Source organism: Pseudomonas sp. zfem005 (assembly GCF_032621735.1).
Taxonomy (GTDB): Bacteria; Pseudomonadota; Gammaproteobacteria; order Pseudomonadales; family Pseudomonadaceae; genus Metapseudomonas; species Metapseudomonas solani.
The window spans coordinates 198828-222265 of sequence record NZ_JAVYJE010000005.1 but is presented as its reverse complement, the minus strand read 5'-3'; the positions used below and the strand labels follow the sequence as shown (position 1 = coordinate 222265).

Sequence of the window (23438 nt, the reverse complement as noted above, 5' to 3'; positions counted from 1 at the left end):
CCGTCGCCGGCCAGCGCAGCCAGATCGAGCAGGTGGCGACGGCGATGAACGAGATGTCCGCCACCGCCCAGGAAGTTGCTCGCAGTGCGGCCGCCGCGGTGAACAGCGCCCAGAGCGTCAACCAGGAAACCGTCAGCGGCCGTGCCCTGGTGGAATCCCAGTTGGGCAGCATCGAGCGCCTGGCCCAGGAGATCGAACAGTCGGTCAACGTGATCAACCAGCTCGCCTCCGACAGCGCCTCCATCAGCCGCGTGCTGGAAGTGATCAAGGGCATCGCCGAACAGACCAACCTGCTGGCCCTCAACGCCGCTATCGAGGCCGCTCGCGCCGGTGAGCAGGGCCGTGGCTTCGCCGTGGTGGCCGATGAGGTGCGCACCCTGGCCAAGCGTACCCAGCAGTCCACCGAAGAGATCGAGCAGATGATCGTCCGTCTCCAGGGCGGCGTCGGCGCGGCGGTCAAGGCGATGAACACCAGCCACCAGATGGCCGATGGCACCGTCAACCAGTCCGGCCGCGTGCAGCAGGCGCTGGAAAACATCCTCGGTGCGGTGGGCATGATCGTTGACCAGAACCAGCAGATCGCCGCCGCCGCCGAGCAGCAGACCGCCGTGGCCCACGACATCGACCAGAACATCGTCGAGATCAACAGCGCCGGCGAGCGCACCGCCCAGGGCGCCAGCCAGACCGAGCAGGCCAGCCGCCAGCTCTCCGACCAGGTGGCGCAGCTCAAGCAGCTGATCGGCGCGTTCCGCGTCTGATCCAGTGCGCCACGCAAAAGCCCGCCGATTGGCGGGCTTTTTCGTTTATTGGAGGCGCCGCCGGTGGGCTGAAGCCCACCCTGCATCTGGCCTGTGGAGCTTCGTAGCCCGGGCTTCAGCCCGGGAGGGGCGGCCAGCCGAACAGCTCGCAGGCATTGCGGCTGCTGGTGGCGGCAAGCTCGCTCGGGGTGAGGCCCAGCAGCTCGGCCAGATTGGCGCAGATGTCCGGCAGGTACTCGGGGCTGTTGCGCTGGTGCGGGTGCATGGAGGGGGCCATGTCCGGGGAGTCGGTCTCCAGCACGATGGCGTCCAGCGGCAGTTGCGGCACCACCTTGCGCAGGCGGTTGGCCTGGGGCCAGGTAGGCGCACCGCCCAGGCCGAGGCGGAAGCCCAGCTTCAGGTACTCGCGGGCTTCCTCGACGCTGCCGGCGAAGGCATGGACGATGCCGGCGCGCTGCAGGCGGAAGCGCTTGAGGGTGGCGATCACCGCTGCGTGGCTCTTGCGCACATGCAACAGCACCGGCAACTGCGCATCGGCGGCAATGGCGAGCTGGGCCTCGAACAGCGCCTGCTGCGCGTCGCGGTCGAGCGCTTCGAGGTAATAGTCCAGGCCGATCTCGCCCACCGCGCAAAGCTTGGGGTGCCCGGCATGGGTCAGCAGCGTATCGCGCAGCTCGTCCAGATGGGTTGGTTGGTGCTCGTCCAGATAGATGGGATGCAGGCCGAAGGCGGCGTAGAGGTCGCCCTCGGTGGTGGCCAGTTCCCAGATGCGCTGCCAGTTGCCACGGGTCACGCCCATCAGCACCTGGCGCTGCACCCCCAGCGCGCGGGCACGGGCCAGCACTTCGGCGCGGTCGGCGTCGAACTCGGGGAAATCCAGGTGGGTGTGGGTGTCGATCAGCATGGTGGGCGGCGGTCGCATCAGGGGATGGGTGTCAGCCTAGCCCAGGGGCGCCGCCGGGAAGCGGCGCCCCTGTTGTGCATCCGATCGATAAAGCGCGATCAGTGGTGTTCGCGGGTGGCGCGGAACTTGATGTCCGGCCAGCGCTCTTCCATCAGCGCCAGGTTGACGCGGGTCGGGGCCAGGTAGGTGAGGTGGCCACCGCCGTCCACGGAGAGGTTCTCGAAGGCCTTGTCCTTGAACTCCTTGAGCTTCTTCTCGTCCTTGCATTCGATCCAGCGTGCCGACCAGACGTTGATCTGCTCATAGGCGCACTCGACCTTGTATTCCTCCTTCAGGCGGCTGGCGACGACGTCGAACTGCAGCACGCCGACCGCGCCGAGGATGATGTCGTTGTTGCGCTCGGGGAAGAACACCTGGGTGGCGCCTTCCTCGGCCAGTTCCTGCAGGCCCTGGCGCAGCTGCTTGGATTTCAGCGGGTCCTTCAGGCGCACGCGGCGGAACAGCTCGGGTGCGAAGTGGGGGATGCCGGTGAAGCCCAGGGCCTCGCCTTCGGTGAAGGTGTCGCCGATCTGGATGGTGCCGTGGTTATGCAGGCCGATGATGTCGCCGGCGAAGGCTTCCTCGAGCTGCTCGCGCTCGCTGGAGAAGAAGGTCAGCGCGTCGCCGACGCGCACGTCCTTGCCCAGGCGTACATGGCGCATCTTCATGCCTTGGCTGTACTTGCCCGAGCAGATGCGCATGAAGGCGATACGGTCGCGGTGCTTGGGGTCCATGTTTGCCTGGATCTTGAACACGAAGCCGCTGAACTTCTCTTCCTGCGGCTCCACGCTGCGCTCGTTGGCTGCGCGCGGCAGTGGCTTGGGCGCCCAGTCGACCACGGCGTCGAGCACGTGATCGACACCGAAGTTGCCCAGCGCGGTGCCAAAGAACACCGGGGTCAGCTGGCCGCTGATGAACTCGTCCTGGTCGAAGGGATGGCAGGCACCCTGGACCAGCTCCAGCTGATCGACGAAACGGTCGTACTCGTCGCCCAGGTGGGCACGGGCCTCGTCGGAGTCCAGCTTCTCGATGATCTTCACCGCGGTGCGCTCGTGGCCGTGGCCCGGGGTGTAGACGATGATGTAGTCGTCGGCCAGGTGATACACGCCCTTGAAGTCCTTGTAGCAGCCGATGGGCCAGGTGATGGGCGCGGCCTTGATCTTCAGCACCGCCTCGATCTCGTCGAGCAACTCGATGGGGTCGCGGATATCGCGGTCGAGCTTGTTGATGAAGCTGACGATGGGCGTGTCGCGCAGGCGGCACACGTCCATCAGCGCGATGGTGCGCGGCTCTACGCCTTTACCGCCGTCGAGGACCATCAGCGCCGAGTCCACCGCGGTGAGGGTGCGGTAGGTGTCTTCGGAGAAGTCTTCGTGGCCGGGGGTGTCGAGCAGGTTGATGATGTGCTCGCGGTAGGGGAACTGCATCACCGAGGTGGTGATGGAGATGCCGCGCTGCTTCTCCATTTCCATCCAGTCGGAGGTGGCGTGGCGGTCGGACTTGCGCGACTTCACCGTACCGGCGACCTCGATCGCCTTGCCCATCAGCAGCAGCTTCTCGGTGATGGTGGTCTTACCGGCGTCAGGGTGGGAAATGATGGCGAAGGTGCGGCGTTTGGCGACTTCGGCGGCCTGGATGGTCATGGATATGTGCCTGGCTGGAAACGGTTGCGGGCCATGTGCGGCCCGAAAAGCGCGGAATTATAGCGGGAAACGACCGGGGGATCAGTCCGCATGTCGCAGGCGGCGGTGATGGTGTTGCCGGCACCCAGTCGGGCGATGGGGATGAACCCTCGAGGGGATCATCGGTCTGTCAGAAAGGAGGGCCATGATCGCCAGGTCCGGGCGCGTACTGATGCGCTGCAAGGGCCGTCGCCAGCGGTTTTGTGCAGCATTCCATAACGTTTTGTTTTGAATACAGAACAGTCAACAGGTAACGCGACAAAGGGATGTGAAAAAGCGGCATTTTTTGATTGATCTGCGCCCCCCATGGTCCTAAAGTTCGCGCCCGAACGTCCATGCTGGAAACGATCCATCCGGCTCAAGTACTGACGACGAGAGGTTGGCGGCCGCAAGGCTGCAAATCCTCGGCGACATGCCTTGGGAAGTAGGCGAACCAAAGTGGGGAAACGGATTAGACGTTCAGGCTTTTCGCACCAAGCCCATCCCTTGCAACTTTTGTGTTTTTTGCCCAATGGAGCCCAGTATGTCGATCAAGGTCGAAGACTATTTCGCACCCGCCACTTTCCAGCGCATGAAAGCGTTCGCCGATCAACACGAGACCCCTTTCGTGGTGATCGACAAGCAGACCATCGCCGATGCCTACGACCAACTGGTCGGCTGCTTCCCCTTCGCCAAGATCTACTACGCGGTGAAGGCCAACCCGGCGACCGAAATCACCGAACTGCTGCGTGACAAGGGCTCCAACTTCGACATCGCCTCCATCTACGAGCTGGACAAGGTGATGAAGACCGGCGTCGGCCCGGAGCGCATCAGCTACGGCAACACCATCAAGAAAGCCCGGGACATCCGCTACTTCTACGAGAAGGGCGTGCGACTGTTCGCCACCGACTCCGAAGCCGACCTGCGCAACATCGCCAAGGCCGCCCCGGGCTCGAAGATCTACGTGCGCATCCTCACCGAGGGTTCCACCTCCGCCGACTGGCCGCTGTCGCGCAAATTCGGCTGCAACCCCGACATGGCGCTGGACCTGCTGATCCTCGCCAAGCAGCTGGGCCTGGAGCCCTATGGCCTGTCCTTCCACGTGGGCAGCCAGCAGCGTGATATCGACGTCTGGGACGCCGCCATCGCCAAGGTCAAGGTGATCTTCGAGCGCCTCAAGGAAGAAGACGGCATCACCCTGAAGATGATCAACATGGGCGGCGGCTTCCCGGCCAACTACATCCAGCGCACCAACGCCCTGGAAACCTACGCCGAGGAAATCACCCGCTTCCTCAAGGAAGACTTCGGCGACGAACTGCCGGAAATCATCCTCGAGCCGGGCCGCTCGCTGATCGCCAACGCCGGCATCCTGGTCAGCGAAGTGGTGCTGGTGGCGCGCAAGTCCCGCACCGCGGTGGAGCGTTGGGTCTACACCGACGTGGGCAAGTTCTCCGGCCTGATCGAAACCATGGACGAGTCCATCAAGTTCCCCATCTGGACCGAGAAGAAAGGCGAGATGGAAGAAGTGGTCATCGCCGGTCCGACCTGCGACAGCGCCGACATCATGTACGAGAACTACAAGTACGGCCTGCCCCTGAACCTGGCCAGCGGCGACCGCCTCTACTGGCTTTCCACCGGTGCGTACACCACCAGCTACAGCGCGGTGGAATTCAACGGCTTCCCGCCGCTGAAAGCCTTCTACCTGTAAGCGCCGCGTGACCGAAGAAGCCTGCCTCGCGGCAGGCTTTTTTATGCCCGCGAGATAATCCGAGGCGGCGTCTTGTCGCGGTTGCCTCGCTGCATCCCGCCCTTACCATGTGCAGCCGCGCTTCCCCAGGTGACCCATGACGCTTCTGCCCCCGCTGCAACAGATACCCGCCAGCATCGCCGCCGTTTCCGACTACGAACCCTTCGCCCGCGAACGCATGACGCCCCAGGCCTGGGCCTATATGGCCGGCGGCGCGGCGGACGAACTCACCCTGGGCGAGAACCGTGCGGCCTTCCAGCGCGTGCGTCTGCTCAACCGAGTGCTGGAGAACCTGAGCGGCGGCCACACGCGCCTGCAGCTGTGCGGGCTGGAACTGGACTACCCGATCCTCCTGGCGCCGGTCGCCTTCCAGCAGCTGGCACACCCGGATGGCGAACTGGCCAGCGTGCTCGGCGCGTCCGCGATGAAGGCCGCCATGGTGGTCAGCACCCAGGCGGGCATCAGCCTGGAAGACATCGCCGAGGCGGCGCAGACGCCACTGTGGTTCCAGCTCTACATCCAGCCGGACCGCGACTTCACCCTGGCGCTGGTGCGCCGTGCCGAGGCGGCGGGTTACCGGGCGCTGGTGGTCACGGTGGACGCGCCGGTCAGCGGCCTGCGCAACCGCGAGCAGCGCGCCGGCTTCGTGCTCCCCAAGGGCATCGAGGCGGTCAATCTCAAGGGCATGCGGGCATTGCCGCCTGCCGTCGCCCAACCCGGCGAGAGCCCCCTGTTCGGCAGCCCGCTGCTGGAGCAGGCGGTGACCTGGCGCGACCTCACCTGGCTGCAGGCCCATACGCGCCTGCCGGTGCTGCTCAAGGGCGTGATGAACCCCCGGGACGCGGCGCGGGCCGTGGAGCAGGGCGTGGCCGGCATTGTCGTCTCCAACCACGGCGGCCGCACCCTGGACGGCATGCCGGCGACGCTGGACATGCTCCCGGACGTGGTCCAGGCGGTGCAGGGCCGGGTGCCGGTGCTACTGGATGGCGGCATCCGGCGCGGCACCGACGTGTTCAAGGCGCTGGCGCTGGGCGCCAGCGCGGTGATGATCGGCCGGCCTTACATCCATGGCCTGGCGGCCGCCGGGGCGGCGGGTGTCGCCCATGTGCTGCACCTGCTGCGCACCGAACTGGAAGTGAGCATGGCGCTGACGGGGTGCCGCACCCTGGCGGATATCCACCGTGAGCTTCTCGTGCTGCCCCCCGCAGGACGCTGAGGACGGGGGGGCGGGCGGCGGCCACAAAGTAAATAGAAAGTAAAAGGCGCAGCTCGCACTGTTGGTGAAATTTATTCTCAAATAGAATCGCGTCCCATCTGAGTATCCATGGCCCCCGTCACTCCGGCTGACGGGGCGCTGCCTGCTTCCAACAAGGGGTCACCGTGTTCAAGAAAGTCCTTTTCCAGCTGCACTGGTTCCTCGGCATCAGTGCCGGCCTGGTGTTGTCCCTCATGGGCATCACCGGTGCCGCCTACAGCTTCCAGGACGAAATCCTCGACTGGCTAAATGCCGACACCCTGCATATCGAGGTGAGTGACAGCGGTGTGCTGCCGCCCGCCGAACTGGTGCGCAAGATCGAAGCCGCCGAGGGCAAGCAGGTTACCGGGCTCTGGGTGGAAACCCAGTCCGGCGGGCCGGCGCGGGTGTTCTTCATGCCGCCCCCCGGCGAGCGGCGTGGCCCCATGCGCTGGTTCGACCCCTACACGGGTGAGCTGCTCGGTGACCCTGTCGGCCAGCCCTTCTTCGGCCTGATGCTGCAACTGCACCGCTTCCTCGCCATGGGCGAGACCGGCAAGCAGATCACCGCCGCCAGCACCCTGGCACTGATCTTCTTCTGCCTCTCCGGCCTCTACCTGCGCTGGCCGCGCCAGGCTGGCAGCTGGCGTGCCTGGCTGACCCTGGACTGGGCGCGCAAGGGCCGCAGCTTCAACTGGGACCTGCACGCGGTGGCCGGCACCTGGTGCCTGGCGCTCTACCTCCTGGCCGCGCTGACCGGCCTGTTCTGGTCCTACGAGTGGTACCGCGCCGGCCTGCAGCGCCTGCTGGCCGATGCGCCACCCGTCGAACAGCAGCAGGGCAAGCCTGGCGAACGTCGTGGTGAAGGCCGTGGCGAGCGCCGCGAAGGGGGCCGCCCGGGCATGCAGCAAGCGCCGTCGGGCCCGCCGCTGGTGGTGGACTACGACGCCGTCTGGGCCAGCATCCGCGAGGCCGCCGGCCCCGGCATGACCGCCTACAACCTGCGCCTGCCGCCGGTGGGTGGCCAGCCGGCCACGGTGTTCTACCTCCTAGGGGATTCCAGCCATCCCCGTGCCACCAACCAGATCACCCTCGACCCGGCCACCGGCAAGGTCGCCCGTGTCGAGCGCTACGCCGAGAAGAGCTTCAAGGCGCAGTTGCTCACCAGCATCTACGCCCTGCACGTGGGCGAATACTTCGGCCTGACCGGGCGCATCCTGATGATGCTGGCGAGTCTCGCCATGCCCCTGTTCTTCATCACCGGCTGGCTGCTCTACCTCGACCGCCGGCGCAAGAAGCGCGCGATCAAGGCCGCCCGCGGTGGCCTCGGCAACGGCGGTGACGGCGAGCCCTGGCTGATCGGCTTCGCCAGCCAGAGTGGCTTCGCCGAGCAGCTCGCCTGGCAGAGCGCCGGCCAGCTCCAGGCCGCCGGCTACCCGGTGCGCGTGCAGCAGTTGGGCGAACTGGATGCCGGGCAACTGGCCGAGGCGCGCAACGCCCTGTTCGTGGTCAGCACCTTCGGCGATGGTGAGGCCCCGGACGCTGCCCGCGGCTTCGAGCGCAAGGTGCTGGGCCAGGCCTCGCAACTGGCCGACCTGCGCTTCGCCGTGCTCGCCTTGGGCGACCGCCAGTACCAGCACTTCTGTGGCTTCGCCCACCGCCTGCAGGCCTGGCTCCAGGGCCAGGGCGCCAACACCCTGTTCGACACGGTGGAAGTGGACAACGGCGACGCCGGCGCACTGCAGAGCTGGCAGCAGCAACTGGCCAGCCTGTCCGGCTCCAGCCTGGTGCCGACATGGACCGAGCAGCCTTTCGAAACCTGGACCCTGGCCGGCCGCGAACACCTCAACCCCGGCAGCCAGGGCGAATCCACCTGGCTGCTGCGCCTGGGCGCCCCGGCGGGCAGCCAGATCAGCTGGCAGGCCGGCGACCTGGTGGAAATCCTCCCGCGCCAGGCCGACCCGCGCATCCAGGGCTGGCTCGACCGCCATGGCCTCGACGGCGAGGCCCAGGTGACGGTGGATGGCATCGCCCAGCCCCTGCGCCAGGCCCTGGGCGCACGCCTGCTGCCGGACTCCTTCGAGCACCTGGTGGGCCTGCACCCGCAAGCGCTGCTGGATGCGCTGATCGTGCTGTCGGTGCGCCAGTACTCCATCGCCTCCCTGGAAAGCGACGGCGCCCTGGAGCTGATCGTGCGCCAGGAACAGCACGCCGACGGCACCCTGGGCATCGCCTCCGGCTGGCTCACCCATGCGCTGCCGGTGGGCGCCAGCCTGCCGCTGCGCCTGCGTCGCAATGCCCGCTTCCACCGCCTGGAAGGCGAACGCCCGGCCATCTTCATCGGCAATGGCACCGGCATCGCCGGCCTGCGTGCGCTGCTCAAGGCCAACGTCGCTGCCGGCAACGGCCGCAACTGGCTGCTGTTCGGCGAGCGCAACCAGGCCCACGACTACTACTGCCGTGACGAGATCGAAGGCTGGCTGGCCAGTGGTGAGCTGGAGCGGCTGGACCTGGCCTTCTCCCGCGACCAGGCGCACAAGGTCTACGTACAGGACCGCCTGCGCGAAGCCGGGAGCGAAGTGCGCGCCTGGGTCGAGGCGGGTGCGGTGTTCTACATCTGCGGCAGCCTGCAGGGCATGGCCGACGGCGTCGACCGTGTGCTCCGCGAACTGCTGGGCGACGAGGCCCTGGATGCCCTCGCCGCCGAAGGCCGCTACCGCCGCGACGTGTATTGATCGGTTCATGGGCTGTGCTTCAGACCCGGGTGGGCTTCCCGGGCTGAAGCCTGGGCTACGGGCGCTGATCCACCTGTGGATAACCCCATCTCGCACAGCCCGCCCGCTGTCGCCATAATCAGGCGATGAAAAATCGAATCCTGCTGAACTGCGACATGGGCGAGAGCTTCGGCGTCTGGACCATGGGCGACGACGAACACGCCATGCCGCTGGTGGACCAGGCCAACCTGGCCTGCGGCTTCCACGCCTCCGATCCCATGACCATGCAACGCACCGTCGACCTGGCGGTGCAGCACGGCGTGAGCATCGGCGCGCACCCGGCCTACCCGGACCTGATCGGTTTCGGCCGCCGGCAGATGGCCCTGTCGGTGGAAGAGGTCCGCGCCCTGGTGCTCTACCAGATCGGTGCGCTGGACGCCTTTTGCCGGGCCGCCGGTACCCAGGTGGCCTACGTCAAACCCCATGGCGCGCTGTACAACGAGCTGGTGCGCAACGATGCCCTGCTGGAAGCGGTGCTGGACGCCTGCGCCAGCTACCGCCAGGGCCTGCCGCTGATGGTCCTGGCCCTGGCCGACAACCGCCGCGAAATGCGCCTGGCGGACGAGGCGGATGTGCCGCTGATGTTCGAGGCCTTCGCCGACCGTGCCTACCTGGCCGACGGCCAGCTGGCGCCGCGCCGGCTCGAAGGCGCCGTGCACCACGAGCCGGAGCGCATCATCGGGCAGGCCGTGGCCATCGCCCGGGGCGAGCCCTTCGCCGATATCGACGGCAAGCCGCTGCAACTGGTGGCCGACAGCCTCTGCGTGCACGGCGACAACCCGCAATCCCTGGCGGTGCTGCGCCGGCTACGAGCCTACCTGGACGCCTCGTGATCCGTATCGAACCGGTCGGCGCCGAGGCGTTGCTGCTGGTGCTGGCGGATGAGCCGGACAGCCGCCTGCCGCAACGCATCGCCCAGCTCGCCACTGTTCTGCGCCAGCACTTCGGCCACCGGCTCCGCGAGCTGGTGCCGGGCTGGACCACCCTGCTGCTGCACTACGACCTGTTGCACACCGATCACCTTCGGCTGGCCGCCGAGTTGGCGCCGTTGCTGGAGCAGTGGCAGCGGGCGGCTACGGTCGAGCAGGCCGGGCGCCTGCACGAGCTGCCCGTCTGGTACTGCGGCGAGGACCTGGCCACGGTGGCCGATGCCTGTGGGCTCAGTACCGGGCAAGTGATCGAGCTGCACGCCGGGGTGGAATACCGCGTCGGCGCCATCGGCTTCGCCCCGGGGTTCGCCTACCTGGGCGAGCTGGATGCGCGCCTCGCCCTGCCACGGCGCGGTACGCCGCGCACGCGGGTGCCGGCGGGCAGCCTGGCCATCGCCGAGCGGCAGACGGCGATTTATCCACAGGCCTCACCGGGCGGCTGGCACCTGCTGGGCCTGTGCCCGACGGCGCTGTTCGACCCGGCGCGTGAACCGCCGTGCCCGCTGGTGCTGGGGGACCGTGTGCGCTTCGTGCCCATCGATGAACGGACCTACCGCCGCGAACGGGGTGAGCCATGAACGGCCTGCGGGTGATCAAGGCCGGGCCCCTGAGCCTGCTGCAGGACGGCGGGCGCAGCGGCTGGCAGCACCTGGGGGTGTCCCCGTGCGGGCCCATGGACCGCCACGCCGCCTACTGGGCCAATCGCCTGCTGGGCAATGCGCCGGGCGCCAGCCTGGTCGAGATCGCCCTGGGCGGTGTCGAGCTGGAAAGCCTGGGCGATGGCTGGGTGGCGCTCTGTGGCGCGGACCTGCCCATCACCCTGGATGGCGCGGTGCAGCCCAACTGGTCGCGCTTCCCGCTGCGCGCCGGGCAGCGCCTCAAACTCGGCTTCGCCCGCAACGGCCAGCGGGCCTATCTCGCCATCACCGGTGGCTTTCGCGTCGAGCCGGTGCTGGGCAGCGTCGCCTGCCAGGTGCGTGAAGGCCTCGGCGGGCTGAACGGTCAAGGGGCGAAGCTGGCCGACGGCGATCTGTTGCCAGGTGGGGAGGGGCGTTTCGAACGGGGCGCCAGCGTGCCTTGGCCCTGGCAGCCGGACTACCGCGCCGAGCGCCCGCTGCGGGTGATGCTCGGCGGCGATGCCGGGCAGTTCGCCGATGACCAACTACAGGCCTTTTTCCAGCGACCCTGGCAGCTCAGCCCGCAATCGGATCGCATGGGCGCGCGCCTGCAGGGCGAGGCGATCCGTGCGCCGCAGCGGCAATGGTCCCTGGGCGTGGTGCGCGGCACCGTGCAGGTCCCGCCGGATGGCCAACCGATCATCCTCCAGGCCGACCAGCAGACCATGGGCGGCTACCCCATCCTCGGCTGGCTGCACCCCCGGGATTGCGACCGCCTGGCCCAGTGCGCCTCGCACCAGGTGCTGCGCTTCGAGGCTGTGGATATCCCGGTCGTGCAGGCCGAGGTGCGCGAATTCCGTCGCTTCTTCGGCGCCCGTTCGTAGGGCGGGTGAAACCCGCGTGTGCCCTTGTCGGGTTTCACCCGACCTACAAGAGCTGTGTCGTTCCGTAGCCCGTGCTTCAGCGCGCAGAAAGGCGCTGCCGGTGTTCCCGGACTGAAGTCCGGACTACGGGTGTGGTTGGAGTGTAGGGCGGGTGAAACCCGCGTGTGTTCTGGCCGGGTTGCCCCCGACCTGCAAGAGCCGTGTCGTTCCGTAGCCCGTGCTTCAGCGCGGGAAGGGCGCTGCTGGTGTTCCCGGACTGAAGTCCGGGCTACGGGTGGTGTTGGGGCGTAGGGCGGGTGAAACCCGCGTGACAGGGGATGTATGTGTCGGGTTTCACCCGACCTACGGGCATCGCGAATGAATTCGCTCCTACAGAGCGGTCATCACGGGCCAGCGAACCCCATCGTGGCGATGGGGTTCGTAGGGCGGGGTTACGGGGCGATGGTTTCGGCGTGGTGGCAGGCGACCTGGCGGGCGTCCAGCGGGCGCAGCTCGGGGACTTCCACCTGGCAGCGCTCGGTGGCGTAGGGGCAGCGCTTGTGGAAGGCGCAGCCGCTGGGCGGGTCGAGGGGGTTGGGCAGTTCGCCGACGATCTTGATCTTCGGCTTGGCCGGGTCCGGGTGGATGGTCGGCGTGGCCGAGAGCAGCGCGCGGGTGTAGGGGTGCAGCGGGCGCTCGTAGATGAGCGCCGCCGGGCCGATCTCCGCCGGGCGGCCGAGGTACATCACCAGCACGTCGTCCGCCACGTGTTGCACCACCGAGAGGTTGTGGGAGATGAACACGTAGCCGGTGTTGAAGCGTTCCTGCAGGTCCATGAACAGGTTGAGCACCTGGGCCTGGATGGAAACGTCCAGCGCCGAGGTGGGTTCGTCCGCCACCAGCACCTTGGGGGTGAGCATCATGGCGCGGGCCAGGGCGATGCGCTGGCGCTGGCCGCCGGAGAACATGTGCGGGTAGCGCTGGTAGTGCTCGGGGCGCAGGCCCACCTGCTGCATCATCGCCTGCACCCGTTCGCGGCGCTCGGCGCGGGACAGCGAGGTGTTGATCAGCAGCGGCTCGGCCAGCTGGTCGCCGATCTTCTGCCGCGGGTTGAGGGATGCATAGGGGTTCTGGAACACCATCTGCACGTCGCGGCGCATCTGCTTGCGCTGCAGGCCGTTGGCGCGGGTGACTTCCTGCCCGCCGATCTGCAGGGAGCCGGAGCTGGGGATCTCGATCAGGGTCAGGGCGCGGGCCAGGGTGGACTTGCCGCAGCCGGATTCGCCGACCACGGCGAGGGTCTTGCCGGCCTGCAGTTCGAAGGACACGCCATTGAGGGCGCGCACCGTGGCCGTGCCTTTGAACAGGCCACGGGAGATGTCGTAGTGACGGGTCAGGTCACGGGCGGTCAGTACGGCAGTCATCAGGCCACCTCGCCGAGATTCAGGGGGAAGAAGCAGCGCACCGCGCCATGTTCGTGCGGGTCCAGGCCGGGGCGTCGCTCGCGGCAGCTGGCCTGGGCGTAGGGGCAGCGCGGCGACAGCAGGCAGCCGTGGGGCCGGTCGTAGCGGCCGGGGACGATGCCGGGCAGGGTCGCCAGGCGGCGCTGGCCCTGGCTGTGCTCGGGAATCGCCTTGAGCAGTGCTTCGGTGTACGGGTGGGTGGGTTCGTCGAACAGGCGCGGTACCTCGCCTATCTCCACCGCCTGGCCGGCGTACATCACGCAGACGCGGTCGGCGGTCTCGGCGACCACCGCCAGGTCGTGGGTGATCAGCACCAGGGCCATGTCATGGTCGCGCTGCAGGTCCAGCAGCAGGTCCATGATCTGCGCCTGGATGGTCACGTCGAGGGCGGTTGTGGGTTCGTCGGCGATCAGCAGCTTGGGTTCGGCGGCGATGGCCATGGCGATGGCCACGCGCTGGCTCATGCCCCCCGACAGCTGGTGCGGGTAGGCGTCGAGGCGGCTGGCGGCGCCGGGTATCTCCACCCGCTCCAGCAGCTCCAGGGCGCGCTGGCGGGCGGCGCGGCCCTTGAGGCCGAGGTGCTGCTGCAGCACTTCCTCGATCTGGAAGCCTACGGTGTAGCTGGGGTTGAGGGCGGTCATCGGGTCCTGGAAGACCATGGCCAGGTCCTTGCCGACGATGTGGCGGCGCTGCTTGCCCTTGAGGCGCAGCATGTCGGTGCCGTCGAACTGCATGCTGTCGGCGGTGACCTTGCCGGGGGCGTCGATCAGGCCCATCAGCGCCATCATGGTCACCGACTTGCCGGAGCCGGACTCGCCGACGATGGCCAGCACCTCGCCCTTGTTCACGGAGAGGTCGAGGCCGTCGACCACCGGTACCGCATTGGCGTCGCCGAAGCGCACGCCGAGGTTCTTGATATCCAGAAGGCTCATGGTGGGCTCCTCAGACGGCATTCTTGAGTTTCGGGTCCAGCGCGTCGCGCAGGCCGTCGCCCATCAGGTTGATCGCCAGCACGCTGAGCAGGATGGTCAGGCCGGGCAGCGAGACCACCCACCAGGCGCGCTCGATGTAGTCGCGGGCGGAGGCCAGCATGGTTCCCCATTCCGGGGTCGGCGGTTGCACGCCGAGGCCGAGGAAGCCGAGGGCCGCGGCATCGAGGATGGCGGAGGAGAAGCTCAGGGTCGCCTGGACGATCAGCGGCGCCATGCAGTTGGGCAGCACGGTGATGAACATCAGGCGGAAGATGCCGGCACCGGCGAGGCGCGAGGCGGTGACGTAGTCGCGGTTGCGCTCGACCATCACCGCGGCGCGGGTCAGGCGCACGTAGGAGGGCAGCGAGACGATGGCGATGGCGATCACGGTGTTGATCAGCCCTGGGCCGAGGATGGCGACGATGGCCACTGCCAGCAGCAGCGAGGGCAGGGCCAGCATGATGTCCATCAGGCGCATGATCAGCATGCCCAGCAGCGGGGCGAAGCCGGCGATCAGGCCGAGGAGGATGCCGGGCAGCAGCGACATCACCACCGAGGCGAGGCCGATGAGCAGCGACAGGCGCGCGCCGTGGATCAGCCGCGAGAGCAGGTCGCGGCCCAGCTCGTCGGTGCCGAGCACGAACTGCCACTGGCCGCCTTCGAGCCAGGCCGGCGGGGTGAGCAGGGCGTCGCGGAACTGCTCGCTGGGGTCATAGGGCGCGATCCAGGGCGCGAACAGCGCGCAGATCACGATGATCACCATGAAGGCGAGGCCGCCGACGGCGCCCTTGTTGTGGGAGAAGGCCCGCCAGAATTCCTTCATCGGCGAGGGGTAGAGGATGGCCGGTTCGACCGTGTTCTGAGCGATGGTCATGACGGGGCCTCAGCGCTGGTGGCGAATGCGTGGGTTGGCGAAGCCGTAGAGCACATCCACGACGAAGTTCACCAGGATCACCAGGCAGGCGATCAGCAGGATGCCGTTCTGCACCACCGGGTAATCGCGGGCGCCGATCGATTCGATCAGCCATTTGCCGATGCCCGGCCAGGAGAAGATGGTTTCGGTGAGCACGGCACCGGCCAGCAGTGTGCCGACCTGCAGGCCGAACACCGTGAGCACCGGGATCAGCGCATTGCGCAGGCCGTGGACGAAGACCACGCGGGCCGGCGACAGGCCCTTGGCGCGGGCGGTGCGCACGTAGTCCTCGCGCAGCACCTCGAGCATGGCCGAGCGGGTCATGCGGGCGATCACCGCCAGGGGGATGGTGCCGAGCACGATGGCCGGCAGGATCAGGTGGCGCAGGGCGTCGAGGAAGGCGCCTTCCTCGTCGGAGAGCAGCGTGTCGATGAGCATGAAACCGGTGACCGGCTCGATGTCGTAGAGCAGGTCGATGCGCCCGGACACCGGCGTCCAGCCGAGCCAGACGGAGAAGAACATGATCAGCAGCAGGCCCCACCAGAAGATCGGCATGGAATAGCCCGCCAGCGAGATGCCCATCACCCCGTGGTCGAACAGTGAGCCGCGCTTGAGCGCTGCGATCACCCCGGCCAGCAGGCCCAGGGTGCCGGCGAACAGCAGGGCGGCCAGGGCCAGCTCCAGGGTCGCGGGGAACAGGGTGAGGAATTCGTGCCAGACGCTTTCGCGGGTGCGCAGGGACTCGCCCAGATCACCCTTGGCGAGCTTGCCGATGTAATCGAAGTACTGCTCGCGCAGGGGTTTGTCGAGGCCGAGGCGGGTCATCGCCTGGGCATGCATTTCGGGGTCGACCCGGCGTTCGCCCATCATCACTTCGACCGGGTCGCCCGGGATCAGGCGGATCAGCGCGAAGGTGAGCAGGGTGATGCCGAAGAAGGTGGGGATCAGAAGCCCCAGTCGGCGGGCGATGAAACTTAGCATCTCGGTGGTTGACTCCTCAGGTATCACGCCCGCTTCCGCTTGTGACGGTGGGCGGGCGCCGTTCTTGTTGTTGGGAGCGTCGCGGCTGTGGGTTGGACCGCCGCGACGCTGCCGTTACTTCACCCGGGTGGTGGCGAAGTTGTTGTTGCTCAAGGGGCTGATCACGTAGCCGTCGATATTGCTGCGGCGCACATTGAACAGCTTAGGGTGTGCCAGGGGAATCCATGGGGCCTGGTTGTGAAATACCTCCAGGGCCTGTTCATAGAGCTTCGCCCGTTCCGCCGGCTCGCTCACGGTGCGGGCCTTCTGCATCAGGGTTTCGAAGTCCTGGTCGCACCAGCGCGCCTGGTTTTCCCCCGACTTGGCCGCCGCGCACGACAGGTTGGGGCTGAGGAAGTTGTCCGGGTCGCCGTTGTCGCCGGCCCAGCCCAGCAGCACCATGTCGTGTTCGCCGCCCTTGGAGCGCTTGAGCAGCTCGCCCCACTCCAGCGAACGGATGGTCATCTGGATGCCGGCCTTGGCCAGATCCGCCTGCATCATCTGTGCCGCCAGCGCGGGGTTGGGGATGGTAGGTGAGGTGCCGTTGCGGATGAAGAGGGTGATCTTCAGGTCCTTCACCCCGGCTTCGGCGAGCAGCGCGCGGGCCTTCTGCGGGTCGTGGGGCCAATCCTGTATCTGGTGGTTGTAGCCCAGCAGCGTCGGCGGGTAGGGGTTGACCGCGGCGCTGGCGGCGCCCGGGCCGAACACCGCGCCGAGCAGGGCCTGCTTGTCGATGGAGAGGTTGATGGCCTGGCGCACGCGGGCGTCGTCCAGCGGCTTGTGCTCGGTGTTGATGGCCACGTAGGTAGTCAGCAGCGCGTCGATCTCGTCCACCGCCAGGCGCGGGTCGTTGCGGATGCCGGCCACGTCCTCGGGTTTCGGGTAGAGCGCCAGCTGGCACTCGCCGGCGCGCACCTTCTGCAGGCGCACGTTGGGGTCGAGGGTGATGGCGAAGATCAGGTTGTCGATCTCGGGCTTGCCGCGGAAGTAGTCCGGGTTGGCCTTGTAGCGCACCTGGGCGTCCTTGGCGTAGCGGTTGAAGACGAAGGGGCCGGTGCCGACGGGCAACTGGTTGAGCTGGTTGGTCTTGCCCGCCGCCAGCAACTGGTCGCCGTACTCGGCCGAGTAGATGGAGGCGAAGGGCATGGCCATGTCGGCGAGGAAGGGGGCTTCGGGGTGGGTGAGGGTGAAGCGCACGGTGAGCGCGTCGACCTTCTCCACGGACTTGATCAGCTCGCGCATGCCCATGGCGTCGAAGTAGGCGTAGCCGCGCTGCGCCGACTCATGCCAGGGGTGCTTGGGGTCGAGGGCGCGCTGGAAGGTCCAGACCACGTCGTCGGCGTTGAACGGCCGGCTGGGGGTGAACCAGTCGGTGGCGTGGAACTTCACGTCCGGGCGCAGGCGGAAGGTGTAGATCAGGCCGTCGTCGCTGATTTCCCAGCTGGTGGCCAGGCCGGGGATCAGCTCGGTGGTGCCGGGCTTGAAGCCGAGCAGGCGGCTGAACACGGTCTCGGCGGTGGCGTCGGCGGTCACCGCGCCGGTGTATTGCACGATGTCGAAGCCCTCGGGCGCGGCTTCGGTGCAGACCACCAGGTTCTGGGCCTGGGCGCTGGCGGCGGCGAGGGCGGCCAGCAGGGGCAGGTAACGTAGCTTCATGTCGGGTCCTCCAGGCGCCGGCGCGGGGCCGGCGCCGCATCCATGTCAGAGCAGGTCGAAGGGGAAGGTGCTGACGATACGCAGCTCGTTCACGCTGCCGTCGATCTGCTGCTTGCTCGCTTTGTGGGACATGTAGGTGACCTTGAAGGTGCTGTCCTTGATGGTCCCGCTCTGCACCTTGTAGGCCGCCATCAGGCCGTATTCACGGTGGCGCTCGTCGTCCATGGCGCGCACTTCCGCGTAGTTGCCGTAGGCACCGTTGCGGTCACCGTCGTAGTGGGTGCCGTCGATGTCCCAGCCCTTGGCGTACCAGGCGGTGGTGGAGAAACCGGGGATGCCGAAGTAGCTCCAGTCGGTCTCGTAGCGGATCTGCGCGGACTTCTCGTTGGGGCTGTTGTAGTCCGAGAGCAGGGAGTTGGCCAGGTAGATGGCGGCGGTTTCGTGGATGTAGTCGAAGTACTCGTTGCCGTCGACCTGCTGCCAGGCGAGGGTCAGCGCGTGGGCCTGGTGGGCCAGGGTGAAGGCCAGGCTGAAGGTGTCGTTGTCGATGTAGCCGGCCTTGCGGTCACCGGTGTCGCGGGTGCGGTAGCCGTTGAAGGCGGTGCGCAGGGACAGGGTCTCGCGGTCGCCCAGGTCGTGGGCCACGCTCAGGTAGTACTGGTCCCAGACGTCTTCGAAGCGGCCGGCGTAGACCGCGACCTCGAGGTTATCCAGCGGCTTGTAGTTGCCGCCGAGGTAATGCATGTGCTCGCCCGTGACTTCGCGGGTGCCGTATTCGGTGGTGAAGGCCTCGTCGCCGGCGCCGGTACGCGGGCTGGCGCGGCGGAAGCTGCCGGCCTGCAGGGCGAGGCCGTCGAACTCCTCGCTGGTCACCGCGTAGCCGGTGAAGCTGGAGGGCAGGGCGCGGTTGTCGATGTAGCTGAGTACCGGGGTGTCCACCAGGAAACGGCCGGCCTTGAACTCGGTGTTGGAAGCGCGCAGGCGCACGTTGGCGACGCCGAGCTTGGACCACTCCTCGTGGCCGTGGCCGTTGCTGTCGGCCAGGGTGCGGTTGCCGCCACCGCCGATGCGGCCCTTGCCGCGCTCGAGGTTGATGGCGTTGAAGGCCGCCACATCCAGGCCGAAGCCGATGGTGCCTTCGGTGTAGCCGGAGCTGTATTTCAGCTGGGTGCCCTGCACCCAGGCGCGGCGGCTGTGGGTGCGCTGCGGGCCGTCATCCTTGGGGATGGTGAAGCCGAAGCCGTCCTTCATCTGCTCGCGGGCGGCGAAGTTGCGGGTGCTCAGGCTCAGGCTCTGGCCTTCGATGAAGCCGGTGGCGCCAGCCTGGCCCTTCACCGGTTTTTCCACGGCGGGGATGTTCTGCACCTGGGCGGCGTAGCTGGGGTTCTCGGGCACCGGCGGGACCTTTTCCTCTTCGGCGGCGAAGAGGTGTGCGCTGGCAGCCATCAGTGCCAGTCCCAGGGTTACTCGTTGGAAGGGGGTGGATTTCATCACGTGTGCTCCTTTTTTGTTATCGCTTCTTCATCGAAACAAGGGCGCTCATGCGGACTGCCGCCGACGCCGGGCAAGCCGGTGCCGACGCGCGCAAGCGCAGCATCCTTGCGAACTCGTTGGGGCAGGTATGAAAGGGGCCTCCTCCGATCTGGCGTCGGATGGAGATGGGGTTCACGGAGTGGCCCGGAACGGGCCGCGAAAGCCGGCGGGCGTGGGGCCCGCCGGGTTCGTCAGATGCAGTCAGGGCGCATTGGATACGCCGTAGAAGGAGTTGGTGGAGAAGGGGCTGATCTTGAAGCCCTGCACGCTCTTGCTCATGGGCTGGTAGACGGTGGAGTGGGCGATCGGGGTGATCGGCACTTCACGTTGCAGCAGCTGCTGGGCCTGCTTGTACAGCTCGGTGCGCTGGGCCTGGTCGGTGACGTTCTTGGCCTGCTTGACCAGCTTGTCGTAGTCCTTGTCGCACCACTTGGAGAAGTTGTTGCCGTTGATCGAGTCGCAGCCATAGAGGGTGCCGAGCCAATTGTCCGGGTCACCGTTGTCGCCGGTCCAGCCGATCAGCATGGCGTCGTGCTCGCCGGCGTGGGCGCGCTTGATGTACTCGCCCCACTCGTAGCTGACGATGCGTGCCTTGATGCCGACCTTGGCCCAGTCGGCCTGGAGCATCTCGGCCATCAGCCGTGCGTTGGGGTTGTAGGGACGCTGCACGGGCATGGCCCAGAGGGTGATCTCGGTGCCTTCCTTGACGCCGGCGGCCTTGAGCAGCTCGCGGGCCTTCTCGGGGTTGTACTCGCTGCCCTTGATGGTCTCGTCGTAGGACCACTGGGTCGGCGGCATGGCGTTGACCGCCAGTTGGCCGGCGCCCTGGTACACGGCCTGGATGATCGCCGGCTTGTTCACCGCGATGTCCAGCGCGCGACGCACCTCGACCTTGTCGAAGGGCGCGTGGGTGACGTTGTAGGCGATGTAGCCGAGGTTGAAGCCGGGGTTCGACGGCACCTGCAGCTTGGCGTTCTGCTTCAGCGACTCGAGGTCGGCGGGGCGCGGGTTGAGGGTGATCTGGCACTCGCCAGCCTTGAGCTTCTGCGCGCGGACCGAGGCGTCGGTGTTGATGGAGAAGATCAGGTTGTCGATCTTCACCTCGCCGGGCTGCCAGTAGTCCTTGTTGCCGGCGAAGCGGATCTGCGCGTCCTTCTGGTAGCGCTTGAACACGAAGGGGCCGGTGCCGATGGGCTTCTGGTTCAGCTCGGCGGCCTTGCCGGCCTTGAGCAGCTGGTCGGCGTATTCGGCCGAATGCACCACGGCGAAGGGCATCGCCAGGTTCTGGATGAAGGCGGCGTCGACGGTGTTGAGGGTGAAGCGCACGGTGTGCTCGTCGACCTTCTCGACCTTGGCGATGTTCTTGTCCAGGCCCATGTCGGTGAAGTAGGGGAACTCGCTGGGGTACGCCTTACGGAACGGGTGTTCCTTGTCGATCATGCGCTGGAAGGTGAAGAGCACATCGTCGGCGTTGAATTCGCGGCTGGGCTTGAAGTAGTCGGTGCTGTGGAACTTCACGCCGGGGCGCAGGTGGAAGGTGTAGCTGAGGTTGTCCGGGGAGATGTCCCACTTCTCTGCGAGGGCGGGGACGGCCTGGGTGCTGCCTCGTTCGAACTGCACCAGGCGGTTGAACAGGGTTTCGGAAGCCGCGTCGAAATCGGTGCCGGTGGTGTACTGGCCGGGGTCGAAGCCCGCTGGGCTGCCCTCGGAGCAGAACACCAGGTTGCTGGCGGCGGAAACGAATGGGGAACCGAGAAGCAGGCCTGCGGCGAGCAGGGCCTGGATGGGGGTGTTCTTGCGCATGCAAACCTCAATTTGTTCTTTTTCTGAGGGCGTCATGTGCGTGGCGGCCTTTTGGACCGAGCACATGCATCGGTACACCCCGCTGCATTCCGGGTCCCTGGTCGGGTGAGCCGGCCCTTTGCAGCGGTAAGCGGCGTTGCCATGGGTCCATCCCCGGCAAACAGCCGAGGCCGAAATTAAGTCATGCTGAAATTCCGGTCAATAGAAATTAAGCGCGACTAACATTGGCGCGTCACAGTCCTGTGCATGGGCGTTGCGGGAGCCCCGTGGAAAGGGCTCAGGAAGCGCTGTGGTCGTCGAACAGCGGCATGGTGGTGATGGTCAGGACCTCGGCCATTTCGCTGCCGGCGTTGGCCAGGCAATGGGCCTTGCCCGCATCGAAGTGCACCGAATCGCCGGCGCTGAGAGGATATTGCCGACCCTCGATGGTGTAGATGATCTGCCCCGAGAGCACATAGGCGAACTCCGAGCCTTCGTGGGCGATGAGCTCCGACTGGTAACCCACCGGCATGTTCATCTTCACCGCATTGAGCAGGTTGCCGGGAAACGAGGTGGACAGGCGCTCGTAGGCCAGCGGCTGGCCCTCGATGGTGTAGCGCACGCGCTCGCCCTGGTGGGAGTCGGGCTGCGGCTGGGGCGGCTGGTCGAAGAGGACGTTGAGCGGAACGTTGAGGGATTTGGCGATGCTCGCCAGGGACGAGATCGACACACCGGTGAGATTGCGCTCCGCCTGGGAGAGGAAACTGGCGGTGAGGCCGGACTCGCTCGCGACCTCGTTCAGGGTCTTCTTGGCGGCGCGTCTGTAACGGCGCAAGCGTTCTCCGATGCGATCTACGGACATGGCGAGGGCTCTTGTTGGAAGGCGGCCAGTATAACGGCACGGGGCCTGCGTGAAAGCGCCGCAGGGGGTGGATGATTTTTAAGTGGGACTGAAAATTTGTTTTGACCTCTATTTAAGTCTCACTTAAATTTCGCCGCAATTGTCGGACAAAGAGGTTTCAGCGATGACCAGGGGTGTAGGCGGAAGTACGCCGGAGCAGGCGCTCGCCGGATTGCGTGACATGACCGCCGGGAGCAGTCCCATCGGGCTGGCCGAATACCAGGCCCGGATCGAGCGCGCCCAGGCCTTGATGCAGGCGCAGGGCATCGCCGCCCTGTACCTCAACGCGGGCAGCAACCTGCGTTATTTCACCGGCGTGCAATGGCACCCGAGCGAACGCCTGGTGGGCGCGCTGCTACCGGCCAGCGGCGAGTTGGAATACATCGCCCCGGCCTTCGAGGAAGGCACGGTGCGCGACTTCCAGGTGGTCCCGGGTTCGATCCGCACCTGGCAGGAACACGAGAACCCCTATCGCCTGCTGCTGGACATGCTCGCCGGCCTGAACCTGGCTGCCGATGCCCGGGTGGCGCTGTGCCCGAGCCTGCCGTTCTTCATGTTCGACGGCATCCGCCGTGAAGGCAGCGCCTACGACTTCATCGACGGCGCCCGGGTGACCGGCCACTGCCGCCAGCGCAAGTCCGCCGCCGAGATCGCCCTGATGCAACGGGCCAAGGACATGACCCTGGAAGTGCACAAGGCCGCCGCCAGCATCCTCCGCGTCGGCATCAGCACCACCGAGGTCGAGGAGTTCATCCACCAGGCCCACCGCAAGGTCGGCGCCCCCGGCTCCTACTTCTGCATCGTGCTGTTCGGCCCCGCCAGCGCTTTCCCCCACGGCGTGCGCGAGCCGCAGGTGCTCAAGGACGGCGACATGGTGCTGGTCGACACCGGCTGCAAGCTCCACGGCTACATCTCGGACATCACCCGCAGCTACGTCTTCGGCACCCCGAGCGAACGCCAGCGCACCTTCTGGGACTTCGAAAAGGCCGCGCAACTGCACGCCTTCGAAGCCGCGCGCCTCGGCGCCCCCTGTGAATCGGTGGACGCCGCCGCCCGCCGCTCCCTGGAAGCCAACGGCCTCGGCCCGGACTACCAACTCCCCGGCCTGCCACACCGCGCCGGCCACGGCATCGGCCTGGACATCCACGAAGGTCCCTACCTGGTGCGCGGCGACGCCACGCCCCTGGAGCCGGGGATGTGCTTCTCCAACGAGCCGATGATCTGCGTGCCCGGCGAGTTCGGCATCCGCCTGGAAGACCACTTCTACATGGCCGAAGACGGCCCGCGCTGGTTCACCCAGCCCAGCCACTCCATCGACGACCCGTTCGGGTTGGGGTGAGCCAATCAAGAAGCCTGCCCGGCAGGGTAGGCCTCTTCTTTCTCGCTATTGGTTGTGTGGTGATCAGGGTCTTGGCTGATCAGCCGGCAACTTCGCCAACTCCACCAGCCTGCAGAAGTCCTCATAGTTACTGCGCGACAGGTGAACCATCGCGTCCATCAAGGCGCCTTCCCGGTATCTGCTGAGGTAGGAGTAGTCGGCGCCGTCGCGCAAGGCTGCGAAATCCAGGAGCAACTCCGCCATCACTTGGGTGGTGTGCAGTCGCGTATCGAGGTGGTCGACCAACTGCTGGATGCGCTGCTCTTTGTAATCGATCAAAGGGGCGCTGTTCATG

Annotated in this window: 19 protein-coding genes; 8 read left to right on the top strand and 11 right to left on the bottom strand. The window is 66.8% G+C overall.

Annotated elements, in window-relative coordinates:
* Window positions 1-44 precede the first annotated feature (44 nt).
* The gene (locus RTW82_RS32170) at window positions 45-758 is read left to right on the top strand and encodes a methyl-accepting chemotaxis protein (protein WP_410478800.1); all 714 of its coding nucleotides are present in this window, start codon (window positions 45-47) and stop codon (window positions 756-758) included.
* 115 nt (window positions 759-873) lie between these two features.
* Here RTW82_RS32170 and RTW82_RS13220 read toward each other — a convergent pair whose 3' ends face one another.
* Both RTW82_RS13220 and RTW82_RS13215 read right to left on the bottom strand, forming a co-directional pair.
* The gene (locus RTW82_RS13220) at window positions 874-1680 is read right to left on the bottom strand and encodes a TatD family hydrolase (protein WP_316925352.1); all 807 of its coding nucleotides are present in this window, start codon (window positions 1678-1680) and stop codon (window positions 874-876) included.
* A gap of 80 nt (window positions 1681-1760) precedes the next feature.
* Window positions 1761-3344 carry a peptide chain release factor 3 gene (locus RTW82_RS13215; protein ID WP_021217730.1) on the bottom strand — a complete coding sequence of 528 codons (1584 nt, stop codon included), beginning with the start codon at window positions 3342-3344 and terminating at the stop codon, window positions 1761-1763.
* Between the two features lie 562 nt (window positions 3345-3906).
* Between RTW82_RS13215 and RTW82_RS13210 the strand changes: the two genes are divergently transcribed.
* The 6 genes from RTW82_RS13210 to RTW82_RS13185 all read left to right on the top strand — a co-directional run bounded on the left by RTW82_RS13210 (window position 3907) and on the right by RTW82_RS13185 (window position 11547).
* On the top strand, window positions 3907-5070 hold the full coding sequence (locus RTW82_RS13210) for a type III PLP-dependent enzyme (protein WP_021217731.1): 1164 nt from the start codon (window positions 3907-3909) through the stop codon (window positions 5068-5070).
* 136 nt (window positions 5071-5206) lie between these two features.
* On the top strand, window positions 5207-6325 hold the full coding sequence (locus RTW82_RS13205) for an alpha-hydroxy acid oxidase (RefSeq protein WP_316925351.1): 1119 nt from the start codon (window positions 5207-5209) through the stop codon (window positions 6323-6325).
* A gap of 164 nt (window positions 6326-6489) precedes the next feature.
* Window positions 6490-9078: a sulfite reductase flavoprotein subunit alpha gene (locus RTW82_RS13200; RefSeq protein WP_316925350.1), complete on the top strand. Its 2589-nt coding sequence runs from the start codon at window positions 6490-6492 to the stop codon at window positions 9076-9078.
* A gap of 125 nt (window positions 9079-9203) precedes the next feature.
* Complete coding sequence (locus RTW82_RS13195; protein WP_316925349.1) at window positions 9204-9950, top strand: 5-oxoprolinase subunit PxpA; 747 nt, start codon at window positions 9204-9206, stop codon at window positions 9948-9950.
* On the top strand, window positions 9947-10624 hold the full coding sequence (gene pxpB / locus RTW82_RS13190) for a 5-oxoprolinase subunit PxpB (protein ID WP_316925348.1): 678 nt from the start codon (window positions 9947-9949) through the stop codon (window positions 10622-10624). Before RTW82_RS13195 ends, pxpB begins: the two co-directional genes overlap by 4 nt.
* Window positions 10621-11547 (top strand): biotin-dependent carboxyltransferase family protein, encoded by a 927-nt coding sequence (locus tag RTW82_RS13185; RefSeq protein WP_316925347.1) that lies wholly within the window; start codon window positions 10621-10623, stop codon window positions 11545-11547. The genes pxpB and RTW82_RS13185 overlap by 4 nt, the downstream gene beginning before the upstream one ends.
* Before the next feature lie 431 nt (window positions 11548-11978).
* Here the strand turns inward: RTW82_RS13185 and RTW82_RS13180 are convergent, their stop codons facing one another.
* The 8 genes from RTW82_RS13180 to RTW82_RS13145 all read right to left on the bottom strand — a co-directional run bounded on the left by RTW82_RS13180 (window position 11979) and on the right by RTW82_RS13145 (window position 21726).
* On the bottom strand, window positions 11979-12950 hold the full coding sequence (locus RTW82_RS13180; RefSeq protein WP_316925346.1) for a peptide ABC transporter ATP-binding protein: 972 nt from the start codon (window positions 12948-12950) through the stop codon (window positions 11979-11981).
* Window positions 12950-13921: an ABC transporter ATP-binding protein gene (locus RTW82_RS13175; protein ID WP_184488641.1), complete on the bottom strand. Its 972-nt coding sequence runs from the start codon at window positions 13919-13921 to the stop codon at window positions 12950-12952. Before RTW82_RS13175 ends, RTW82_RS13180 begins: the two co-directional genes overlap by 1 nt.
* 10 nt (window positions 13922-13931) lie before the next feature.
* Complete coding sequence (locus RTW82_RS13170; RefSeq protein ID WP_184488642.1) at window positions 13932-14834, bottom strand: ABC transporter permease subunit; 903 nt, start codon at window positions 14832-14834, stop codon at window positions 13932-13934.
* A gap of 9 nt (window positions 14835-14843) precedes the next feature.
* A complete protein-coding gene (locus tag RTW82_RS13165) occupies window positions 14844-15854 on the bottom strand; it encodes an ABC transporter permease subunit (protein WP_021217741.1) in 1011 nt (336 codons plus the stop codon).
* Window positions 15855-15968: 114 nt separating this feature from the next.
* Window positions 15969-17549, bottom strand: coding sequence for an ABC transporter substrate-binding protein (locus RTW82_RS13160; RefSeq protein ID WP_316925345.1), 1581 nt, complete (start codon window positions 17547-17549; stop codon window positions 15969-15971).
* 45 nt (window positions 17550-17594) lie between these two features.
* On the bottom strand, window positions 17595-19040 hold the full coding sequence (locus tag RTW82_RS13155; protein WP_316925344.1) for an OprD family outer membrane porin: 1446 nt from the start codon (window positions 19038-19040) through the stop codon (window positions 17595-17597).
* 243 nt (window positions 19041-19283) lie between these two features.
* A complete protein-coding gene (locus tag RTW82_RS13150) occupies window positions 19284-20885 on the bottom strand; it encodes an ABC transporter substrate-binding protein (RefSeq protein WP_316925343.1) in 1602 nt (533 codons plus the stop codon).
* Window positions 20886-21162: 277 nt separating this feature from the next.
* Window positions 21163-21726 carry a helix-turn-helix domain-containing protein gene (locus tag RTW82_RS13145; protein WP_021217745.1) on the bottom strand — a complete coding sequence of 188 codons (564 nt, stop codon included), beginning with the start codon at window positions 21724-21726 and terminating at the stop codon, window positions 21163-21165.
* A 163-nt stretch (window positions 21727-21889) separates the two neighbouring features.
* On the opposite strand from RTW82_RS13145, the gene RTW82_RS13140 reads away from it, so the two are divergent.
* Window positions 21890-23104, top strand: a complete 1215-nt coding sequence (locus RTW82_RS13140; protein ID WP_316925342.1) for a Xaa-Pro peptidase family protein — start codon at window positions 21890-21892, stop codon at window positions 23102-23104.
* Window positions 23105-23167: 63 nt separating this feature from the next.
* On the opposite strand, the gene RTW82_RS13135 is transcribed toward RTW82_RS13140, so the two are convergent.
* The gene (locus RTW82_RS13135) at window positions 23168-23437 is read right to left on the bottom strand and encodes a hypothetical protein (RefSeq protein WP_316925341.1); all 270 of its coding nucleotides are present in this window, start codon (window positions 23435-23437) and stop codon (window positions 23168-23170) included.
* Window position 23438: the final 1 nt, after the last annotated feature.